This window comes from Burkholderia sp. 3C (assembly GCF_054589155.1).
In genome coordinates this window covers 21229-29497 of sequence record NZ_BAAILN010000006.1, presented here as the reverse complement: position 1 = coordinate 29497, position 8269 = coordinate 21229, and the positions used below count along the sequence as shown (strand labels likewise).

Here is an 8269-nt window from a genome sequence, read left to right as displayed (position 1 = left end):
CGATCGAACTGCCGAAGGACAAGGAAATGGTCATGCCGGGCGACAACGTGTCGATCACGGTGAAGCTGATCGCTCCGATCGCCATGGAAGAAGGCCTGCGCTTCGCAATCCGCGAAGGCGGCCGTACCGTCGGCGCCGGCGTCGTTGCAAAGATCCTCGCCTAAGCCAGTTAGTCGTTGATCAATCGCTTTGGGGCTGGAATTGTCCAGCCTCATTGATACAGGGGCATAGCTCAACTGGCAGAGCGTCGGTCTCCAAAACCGAAGGTTGGGGGTTCGATTCCCTCTGCCCCTGCCAAATCGCCACGTTCATACGTGGCATTTGTTTTAAGGTGTTATGGCGAATCCATCCGTCGAAACTGTAAATACCTCCGGCGATAAGCTGATGCTGGGCCTGGGCGTATTGTTGGTCTTGGCCGGATTTGCGGGCTTCTTCCTGCTTGGCGGCAAGGAGTGGTACATCCGCGGCGTCGCACTGGCAGTAGGAGTCATCGCTGGTGTCGCAGTCGCCCTGATGTCGCTTCCGGGCAAGAATTTCATCGCCTTCGCTAAAGATTCCTACCGGGAAGTGCGCAAGGTCGTTTGGCCGACGCGCAAGGAAGCCACACAAACCACGCTGGTCGTGTTCGGGTTTGTGCTGATCATGGCACTCTTCCTTTGGCTTAGCGATAAGTCGATCGAATGGGTAATTTTCTCGGCCATTCTGGGATGGAAATGATATGAGTGATACTCCGGCATCCCCGAGCGGAAAACGTTGGTACGTCGTGCACGCCTACTCCGGCATGGAGAAGAGCGTGCAGCGCGCGCTTCAAGAGCGTGTCGACCGTGCCGGCATGCAAGACAAGTTTGGCCAGATCCTGGTGCCGACCGAAGAGGTCGTCGAAGTCCGGGGTGGTCACAAGGCAGTGACAGAGCGTCGTTTCTTCCCCGGCTATGTGCTGGTGGAAATGGAGATGACGGATGAAACGTGGCACCTCGTCAAGAACACGGCGAAGGTGACCGGTTTTGTCGGTGGTGCACGTAACCGCCCGAGCCCGATTTCCCCGCGCGAAGTCGAAAAGATCATGTCGCAGATGCAGGAAGGCGTGGAAAAGCCGCGCCCGAAGACCCTGTTCGAAGTCGGCGAGATGGTCCGGGTCAAGGAAGGCCCGTTCACCGACTTCAACGGCACTGTCGAAGAAGTGAACTACGAGAAATCGAGAGTGCGCGTGTCGGTCACGATTTTCGGTCGTGCAACGCCGGTCGAGCTCGAGTTCGGTCAGGTCGAAAAAGTTTGAGTTTCAAGTGGGCGGCCTTCGGGCTGCCCACCGTCGCGATTACGGTCCGCATCATTGGCCGTTGAGGAGCGCCAGTAGTCCGCACGGACGAACCCGCGTTATCACTCACCGGACGCCAGCCTGGCGTTCCAACGAGGTTTTCAAATGGCAAAGAAGATTATCGGCTTTATCAAGCTGCAGATCCCTGCAGGTAAAGCCAACCCGTCGCCGCCGGTCGGTCCGGCGCTGGGCCAACGCGGCCTGAACATCATGGAGTTCTGCAAGTCGTTCAACGCGCAGACCCAAGGCATGGAACCGGGTCTGCCGGTTCCGGTCGTGATCACGGCATTCGCGGACAAGAGCTTCACGTTCGTGATGAAGACGCCGCCGGCGACCGTCCTGATCAAGAAGGCAGCGAAGATCGACAAGGGTTCGGCCAAGCCGCACACCGACAAAGTCGGTTCGATCACGCGCGCTCAAGCTGAAGAAATCGCAAAGACCAAGATGCCTGACCTCACGGCAGCGGATCTGGACGCAGCAGTTCGCACCATCGCAGGCAGCGCACGCTCGATGGGCATCACCGTGGAGGGCGTGTAAATGGCCAAGATCTCGAAGCGCCGTCAGGCATTTGCCGCTAAGGTCGACCGTGAAAAGCTGTACGCGATCGAAGACGCACTGGCACTCGTGAAGGAATGCGCGAGCGCGAAGTTCAACGAATCGATCGACGTGGCAGTCCAGCTCGGCATCGACGCGAAGAAGTCGGACCAAGTGGTCCGCGGTTCGGTCGTGCTGCCGGCAGGTACCGGCAAGTCGGTGCGTGTCGCCGTGTTTGCTCAAGGCGAAAAGGCTGAGCAAGCACGTGCCGCCGGCGCTGAAATCGTCGGTATGGAAGACCTGGCAGAGCAGATCAAGGCCGGCCAGATGGATTTCGACATCGTGATCGCTTCGCCGGACACGATGCGTATCGTCGGTACGCTCGGCCAGATCCTTGGCCCGCGCGGCCTGATGCCGAACCCGAAGGTCGGTACGGTTACACCGGACGTCGCCACCGCAGTGAAGAACGCGAAGGCGGGTCAGGTCCAGTTCCGTGTGGACAAGGGCGGTATCATCCACGCAACGATCGGCCGTGCGTCGTTCGAATCGGCAGCACTGCGCAGCAACCTGTCGGCGCTGATCGAAGCGCTGCAAAAGGCCAAGCCGGCGACCAGCAAGGGTGTGTACCTGCGCAAGGTCGCTCTGTCGAGCACGATGGGCGTCGGCGTTCGCGTCGACCAAGGCTCGATCGCAGCGCAGCAGTAATCGAAGTATTTGGGTCGCTTCGCGGGTGCGAGGCGGCCTGACAAGGGCTTTGGGCGGTTGCCCGGCGCGTGAGCGTCAGGTGACCGGTTATCAAAGACCGTTGGTGGGAGGCAGCAGTCAGGCATCCCTTAATTCAAGCCAACGCAGATGGCGAACCCGAACAAGTTTTGTAGTGGTGAAGCCGATGGTGCGGAGCGATCCGGGCCGGCGGCGGAAATACTCCTGACGACTCGGACGCCGTTGTTGAACGAGGTACGAAAGGCTCGCGCCGATCGTATCGTTTCTGGAGGCTGACCGTGCCGCTTAATAGAGAAGACAAGCAAGCCGTCGTGGCTGAGGTTTCCGCGCAAGTCGCGAAGGCCCAGACCGTTGTGCTGGCTGAGTATCGTGGAATTGCGGTTGGCGATCTGACCAAGCTGCGCGCGCAAGCGCGTGAAAAGCAGGTGTACCTGCGCGTGCTGAAGAACACCCTGGCACGCCGCGCAGTTGAAGGTACGCCGTTTGCTCCGCTGGCAGAGCAGATGACTGGCCCGTTGATCTACGGCATCTCGGAAGATGCAATTGCTGCTGCGAAGGTCGTGAACGACTTCGCCAAGAGCAATGACAAGTTGGTCATCAAGGCTGGTTCGTTCGATGGCAAGGTGATGGACAAGGCCGCTGTGCAAGCGCTGGCCACCATCCCGAGCCGCGAAGAACTGCTCTCGAAGCTGCTGTTCGTCATGCAGTCGCCTGTTGCTGGCTTTGCGCGTGCCCTGGCCGCGCTGGCAGAAAAGAAGCAGGCCGAAGCTGCATAACGTCCGCGTCACAGATCGCTGGCTGTATTCGCATTCAATTTAGGAGTATTTCACATGGCAATCGCAAAAGAAGACATCCTGGCAGCAGTCGAAGGCATGACTGTTCTGGAACTGAACGAGCTGGTCAAGGCGTTCGAAGAGAAGTTTGGCGTGTCGGCAGCTGCAGTGGCAGTCGCAGGCCCGGCAGGCGGCGCAGCTGCTGCAGTCGAAGAGAAGACCGAGTTCTCGGTTATCCTGGCTGAAGTGGGCGCCAACAAGGTTTCCGTGATTAAGGCTGTTCGCGAACTGACGGGCCTGGGCCTGAAGGAAGCGAAGGACCTGGTCGACGGCGCACCGAAGCCGGTCAAGGAAGGCGTTGACAAGGCTGCTGCTGACGAAGCTAAGAAGAAGCTGGAAGAAGCAGGCGCAAAGGTCGAAATCAAGTAAGTTTCGATTTGCTGCGCGAAGGCTGGCGGTTTTATACCGCCGGCCTTTTTGTGCTTTGTGGGGACGGTGTTTTGACACTCAATTTCTGTGTCAAGATGGATGGCCCCAGAAGTCAAAGAAAACCGCCGTTACGACATGAGATGCGTGACAGCCGGCGATTTTCTTTGTCTTCTGAAGCGACTGCAGAAGGCAAGTTTGGTCGGGTAGCGGGCAACACAGGCATCCGCTGCCGTCAGCCAGCGGTTGGTAGCGGCCAACCACCAAGCTTCTAGGCTCGAGCCGCCGCACGGCATTCGAGTCTCAGTCGGTGAACACTCGGGTTTGACACGTCCAGGTATCCCGCCTCGATAGCGCCCGTCGTGATTCGGAGATCGTATGCAATATTCCTTCACCGAGAAGAAGCGTATTCGCAAGAGTTTCGCGAAACGCTCCATCGTTCACCAAGTTCCTTTCCTGCTGGCTACTCAGCTTGAATCATTCAGCACGTTTCTGCAAGCCGAAGTGTCTGCAGCACAACGCAAGTCTGAAGGTCTGCAGGCTGCCTTTACGTCGGTCTTTCCGATCGTTTCCCACAACGGTTTCGCACGTCTCGAATTCGTGAGCTATGCGTTGTCGTCGCCGGCATTCAACATCAAGGAATGTCAGCAACGTGGTCTCACCTATTGTTCGGCCCTGCGCGCGAAGGTTCGCCTCGTGCTGCTCGACAAGGAATCGCCGAACAAGCCCGTCGTCAAGGAAGTGAAGGAGCAGGAAGTGTACATGGGCGAAATTCCGCTCATGACGCCGACCGGCTCGTTCGTCATCAACGGTACCGAGCGCGTGATCGTCTCGCAGCTCCACCGTTCGCCCGGCGTGTTCTTCGAACACGACAAGGGCAAGACCCACAGCTCGGGCAAGCTGCTGTTCTCGGCACGGATCATTCCGTACCGCGGCTCGTGGCTCGACTTCGAATTCGACCCGAAGGACATCCTGTACTTCCGCGTCGACCGCCGCCGCAAGATGCCGGTGTCGATCCTGCTGAAGGCCATCGGCCTGACGCCGGAACAGATCCTCGCGAACTTCTTCGTGTTCGACAACTTCACGCTGATGGCCGAAGGCGCACAGATGGAGTTCGTGCCGGAGCGTCTGCGCGGTGAAGTCGCGCGCTTCGACATCTCGGATCGGGAAGGCAAGGTCATCGTCCAGAAGGACAAGCGGATCAACGCGAAGCACATTCGCGATCTCGAAGCCGCCAAGACCACCTTCATCTCGGTGCCGGAAGACTATCTGATCGGCCGCGTGCTGGCGAAGAACGTCGTTGACGGCGATACCGGTGAAGTCATCGCGAACGCGAACGACGAGATCACCGAAACCGTGCTGGACAAGCTGCGCGACGCGAAGATCAAGGACATCCAGACGATCTACACGAACGATCTGGATCAAGGTCCGTACATCTCGTCGACGCTGCGTGTCGACGAAACGGCTGACAGAACGGCCGCGCGTATCGCGATCTACCGCATGATGCGTCCGGGTGAGCCGCCGACGGAAGAAGCCGTCGAGGCGCTGTTCAACCGTCTGTTCTACAGCGAAGACGCCTACGACCTGTCGAAGGTCGGCCGCATGAAGTTCAACCGCCGTGTCGGCCGCGACGAAATCGTCGGCCCGATGACGCTGCTGGACGACGACATCCTCGCGACGATCAAGATCCTGGTCGAGCTGCGCAACGGCAAGGGCGAAGTGGACGATATCGACCACTTGGGCAACCGTCGCGTGCGTTGCGTCGGCGAACTGGCGGAAAACCAGTTCCGCGCCGGTCTCGTGCGTGTCGAACGCGCCGTCAAGGAACGCCTCGGCCAGGCCGAAAGCGAAAACCTGATGCCGCACGACCTGATCAACTCGAAGCCGATTTCGTCGGCGATCCGCGAGTTCTTCGGTTCGTCGCAGCTGTCGCAGTTCATGGACCAGACCAACCCGCTGTCGGAAATCACCCACAAGCGCCGTGTTTCCGCACTGGGCCCGGGCGGTTTGACGCGTGAGCGCGCAGGCTTCGAAGTTCGTGACGTGCACCCGACCCACTATGGCCGTGTGTGCCCGATCGAAACGCCGGAAGGTCCGAACATCGGCCTGATCAACTCGCTGGCGCTGTATGCCCACCTGAACGAATACGGCTTCCTCGAGACGCCGTACCGCAAGGTGACGGACAGCAAGGTGACCGACCAGATCGATTACCTGTCGGCGATCGAAGAAGGCCGTTACGTGATCGCGCAGGCGAACGCATCGGTGGACGAAGTGTCGGGCGAACTGACCGACGAACTCGTCTCGGCGCGTGAAGCCGGCGAAACCATGATGGTCACGCCGGACCGCATCCAGTACATGGACGTGGCGCCGTCGCAGATCGTCTCGGTGGCGGCCTCGCTGATTCCGTTCCTCGAACACGATGACGCGAACCGTGCACTGATGGGTTCGAACATGCAGCGTCAGGCCGTGCCGTGTCTGCGTCCGGAAAAGCCGGTCGTCGGTACGGGCATCGAGCGTACCTGCGCGGTCGACTCGGGCACGACGGTTCAGGCCGAACGCGGCGGTGTGGTCGACTACGTCGACGCGGGCCGTATCGTGATTCGCGTGAACGACGACGAAGCGGTGGCCGGTGAGGTCGGTGTCGACATCTACAACCTCATCAAGTACACGCGTTCGAACCAGAACACGAACATCAACCAGCGTCCGATCGTGAAGATGGGCGACAAGGTTGCGCGCGGCGACGTGGTGGCCGATGGCGCCTCCACCGATCTGGGCGAGCTCGCGCTCGGCCAGAACATGCTGATCGCGTTCATGCCGTGGAACGGCTACAACTTCGAGGATTCGATCCTGATCTCGGAGAAGGTCGTGGCGGACGATCGCTACACGTCGATCCACATCGAAGAGCTGAACGTGGTCGCTCGCGACACGAAGCTCGGACCTGAGGAAATCACGCGCGACATCTCGAACCTGGCGGAAGTCCAGCTGGGTCGTCTCGACGAATCGGGCATCGTCTACATCGGCGCGGAAGTCGAAGCGGGCGACGTGCTGGTCGGCAAGGTCACGCCGAAGGGCGAAACCCAGCTGACGCCGGAAGAAAAGCTGCTGCGCGCGATCTTCGGCGAGAAGGCTTCGGACGTGAAGGATACGTCGCTGCGCGTGCCGTCGGGCATGAGCGGCACGGTGATCGACGTGCAGGTGTTCACGCGCGAAGGCATCGTGCGCGACAAGCGTGCGCAACAGATCATCGACGACGAACTGAAGCGCTATCGCCTCGACCTGAACGACCAGCTGCGCATCGTGGAAGGCGACGCGTTCCAGCGTCTGGCACGGATGCTCGACGGCAAGGTCGCCAACGGCGGCCCGAAGAAGCTCGTCAAGGGCACCAAGCTCGACCAGGCCTACCTGTCGGATCTCGACCACTATCACTGGTTCGATATTCGTCTGGCCGACGAGGAAGCGGCGGCACAGCTCGAAGCGATCAAGAACTCGATCGAAGAAAAGCGCCACCAGTTCGACCTCGCGTTCGAAGAGAAGCGCAAGAAGCTCACGCAAGGCGACGAACTGCAGCCTGGCGTGCTGAAGATGGTCAAGGTGTACCTGGCGGTCAAGCGTCGCCTGCAGCCTGGCGACAAGATGGCAGGTCGTCACGGCAACAAGGGTGTGGTCTCGAAGATCGTGCCGGTGGAAGACATGCCGTACATGGCGGACGGTCGTCCGGCAGACGTCGTGCTGAACCCGCTGGGCGTGCCGTCGCGGATGAACGTGGGTCAGGTGCTCGAAGTGCATCTGGGCTGGGCCGCGAAGGGTCTCGGCTGGCGAATCGGCGAAATGCTGGCGCGTCAGGCGAAGATCGAAGAACTGCGTGTGTTCCTGACCAAGATCTACAACGAGTCGGGCCGCGCGGAAGACCTCGAAAGCTTCAGCGACGACGAAATCGTCGAACTGGCGAAGAACCTGCGCGAAGGCGTGCCGTTCGCCACGCCGGTGTTCGACGGTGCGACCGAAGAAGAAATGTCGAAGATGCTCGATCTGGCATACCCGGACGACATCGCGCAGAACCTCGGCATGACGCCTTCGAAGAACCAGGTGCGCCTGTACGACGGCCGCACGGGCGAGGCATTCGAGCGGACCGTGACGGTCGGCTACATGCATTACCTGAAGCTGCACCACTTGGTCGACGACAAGATGCACGCGCGTTCGACCGGCCCGTACTCGCTCGTCACGCAGCAGCCGCTGGGTGGTAAGGCGCAGTTCGGTGGCCAGCGCTTCGGTGAAATGGAAGTGTGGGCACTCGAAGCCTACGGCGCGTCGTACGTGCTGCAGGAAATGCTGACGGTGAAGTCGGACGACGTGAACGGCCGGACGAAGGTGTACGAAAACCTCGTCAAGGGCGACCACGTGATCGACGCGGGCATGCCGGAATCCTTCAACGTGTTGGTGAAGGAAATCCGCTCGCTCGGTATCGACATCGACCTCGACCGCAACTAATCGGACTACG

The 8269-nt window shown here is 60.0% G+C and carries 8 protein-coding genes and 1 tRNA gene; all 9 read left to right on the top strand.

The window, feature by feature from the left end; all coding sequences use genetic code 11:
* Positions 1 to 164 (top strand): EF-Tu C-terminal domain-related protein (locus ACYP33_RS00480; RefSeq protein WP_459618957.1); only part of this gene is annotated, 164 nt, incomplete at its 5' end.
* 57 nt (positions 165 to 221) lie between these two features.
* Positions 222 to 297, top strand: a tRNA-Trp gene (locus tag ACYP33_RS00475).
* Between the two features lie 39 nt (positions 298 to 336).
* Positions 337 to 717: a preprotein translocase subunit SecE gene (secE, locus tag ACYP33_RS00470; protein WP_414443666.1), complete on the top strand. Its 381-nt coding sequence runs from the start codon at positions 337 to 339 to the stop codon at positions 715 to 717.
* A gap of 1 nt (position 718) precedes the next feature.
* Entirely contained in the window at positions 719 to 1276 is a 558-nt protein-coding gene (nusG, locus tag ACYP33_RS00465; RefSeq protein ID WP_414443667.1) for a transcription termination/antitermination protein NusG, read from the top strand.
* A 144-nt stretch (positions 1277 to 1420) separates the two neighbouring features.
* Positions 1421 to 1852, top strand: coding sequence for a 50S ribosomal protein L11 (gene rplK / locus ACYP33_RS00460; RefSeq protein ID WP_414443668.1), 432 nt, complete (start codon positions 1421 to 1423; stop codon positions 1850 to 1852).
* Positions 1853 to 2554, top strand: coding sequence for a 50S ribosomal protein L1 (rplA, locus tag ACYP33_RS00455; RefSeq protein ID WP_414443669.1), 702 nt, complete (start codon positions 1853 to 1855; stop codon positions 2552 to 2554).
* Positions 2555 to 2850: 296 nt separating this feature from the next.
* On the top strand, positions 2851 to 3348 hold the full coding sequence (gene rplJ / locus ACYP33_RS00450; protein ID WP_414450523.1) for a 50S ribosomal protein L10: 498 nt from the start codon (positions 2851 to 2853) through the stop codon (positions 3346 to 3348).
* 54 nt (positions 3349 to 3402) lie between these two features.
* Positions 3403 to 3774 carry a 50S ribosomal protein L7/L12 gene (gene rplL, locus ACYP33_RS00445; protein ID WP_414443671.1) on the top strand — a complete coding sequence of 124 codons (372 nt, stop codon included), beginning with the start codon at positions 3403 to 3405 and terminating at the stop codon, positions 3772 to 3774.
* Positions 3775 to 4149: 375 nt separating this feature from the next.
* Positions 4150 to 8259: a DNA-directed RNA polymerase subunit beta gene (gene rpoB, locus ACYP33_RS00440; RefSeq protein ID WP_414443672.1), complete on the top strand. Its 4110-nt coding sequence runs from the start codon at positions 4150 to 4152 to the stop codon at positions 8257 to 8259.
* Positions 8260 to 8269 lie beyond the last annotated feature (10 nt).

Coding starts and splice junctions, on each gene's coding strand:
- secE (WP_414443666.1), top strand. CDS start 337: ATGGCGAATCCATCCGTCGAAACTGTAAATACCTCCGGCGATAAGCTG.
- nusG (WP_414443667.1), top strand. CDS start 719: ATGAGTGATACTCCGGCATCCCCGAGCGGAAAACGTTGGTACGTCGTG.
- rplK (WP_414443668.1), top strand. CDS start 1,421: ATGGCAAAGAAGATTATCGGCTTTATCAAGCTGCAGATCCCTGCAGGT.
- rplA (WP_414443669.1), top strand. CDS start 1,853: ATGGCCAAGATCTCGAAGCGCCGTCAGGCATTTGCCGCTAAGGTCGAC.
- rplL (WP_414443671.1), top strand. CDS start 3,403: ATGGCAATCGCAAAAGAAGACATCCTGGCAGCAGTCGAAGGCATGACT.
- rpoB (WP_414443672.1), top strand. CDS start 4,150: ATGCAATATTCCTTCACCGAGAAGAAGCGTATTCGCAAGAGTTTCGCG.